Genomic DNA, 1419 nt, shown 5'->3' on the forward strand with positions numbered 1-1419 from the left:
GATAATACAGATAGCGCCATTAGTAATAATAGGATTAGAGTAAAATTCTAAATCTTGCTCCTTATTGAATTTTTCAAAATTGGAATATAAGAGCCAGTTTAAATTTTCTTCAAAAAGTTTTTTCAGCTTCTTCCCAAGCTTCTTTCCGGTCTGTTTTTCTGTTTCTATTCGTCACATAGCCCGCTATGCTCTTCATTAAAACAGAAAAACATCCTCAAAGAGAACTCTTAAAAGAATGCTGAATAAAATTTAAACAGGCTCTTAAAGTGGATTGTATTCTCCGTAAAATAATAAATATATTGGTAGTTGTTACATATTTAAAACTATATTTGCAATATAAAACTTTATCTTTTAAAATTATACTATATTAAGACATAACAAATGAACTTACCAAACAACATATTACTTCAAGGAGGTAAATACCAGATAATTCGTTTCATATCAAGTGGTGGATTCGGATGTACGTGAGGTTGTGTCAAAACGTTGGCACAACCTTTTTCTATAATTTATAGTCCTGTTATCTTTTCTTTTGTCTACGCCGCTTTTTTCTCATTCATTTGGTAACAAGTTACTATATTCCCGTTGTATCGGGTTATAAATAGTCCAATAAATATAGATTTAGTAAGTGTAATGAGCTCCTTTCCTGTTTTTCTCAGTTTTGCACACATCTTTTTGATATTAAAAGCTATGGCAAAGAAGGCAAAGTCCATTGTCACCTTGTCTTCTCCCACATGCCGGAACCTCCTGTATGCCATGTTGTATTTCATTTGTCCGAACACAGCTTCCGGTTCTATACACCGCCTGCCCCTATGCCTGACTCCTTCTTCTGAGACTAACCTTTCCCGTGCCTGCCGTTTGTATTGGTTTAACCGGTGGTTGACTTCTATAATACGGTTTCCCCGTGCTTTAAAACAACTTCCATGCAAAGGACAACCTTCGCATCTTTGTGCTTTGTACCGGGCACTTTCGGTGATGTATCCGCTCGCTGTTTTGTCATGTCTGGTTCCTATGCGGTTCATGTGTTGCCCCATCGGACAAACGTAATAATCCTCCCCCGCATTGTAATGGAGACTTTCCGCATGGAACGGGTTGGGAGTATAACGGGGACGCTGCTCTTTATGGAAGTAGTTGTACTTGACAAAGGCCTCTATCCCGTTTTCCTGCATGAACCGGTAATTTTCTTCCGAGCCGTAACCGGAGTCTGCCACACCGATACCCGGTAAGCGGTTATAGCGGTGCTGGAAGGAGTGGAAGAAAGGGATCAGGGTCAGCGTATCGGTGGGGTTGGGAAACAGCCGGAAGTCTATGATGAATTGGTTTTCAGTACCTGTTTGTAAATTATACCCGGGCTTGGTCTGCCCGTTCTTCATGGCGTCTTCTTTCATACGCATGAATGTGGCATCAGGATCGGTCTTGGAA

The 1419-nt window shown here is 40.1% G+C and carries 1 protein-coding gene; it reads right to left on the minus strand.

Translation table 11 applies throughout. The annotated features are described in order from the left end of the window. Positions 1 to 533: 533 nt before the first annotated feature. A partial coding sequence (locus HU824_RS16275; protein ID WP_176469397.1) for a transposase occupies positions 534 to 1419 on the minus strand: 886 nt, incomplete at its 5' end.

It is taken from the genome of Bacteroides sp. L10-4, from assembly GCF_013373675.1.
In the GTDB taxonomy this organism is placed as follows: Bacteria; Bacteroidota; Bacteroidia; order Bacteroidales; family Bacteroidaceae; genus Bacteroides; species Bacteroides muris.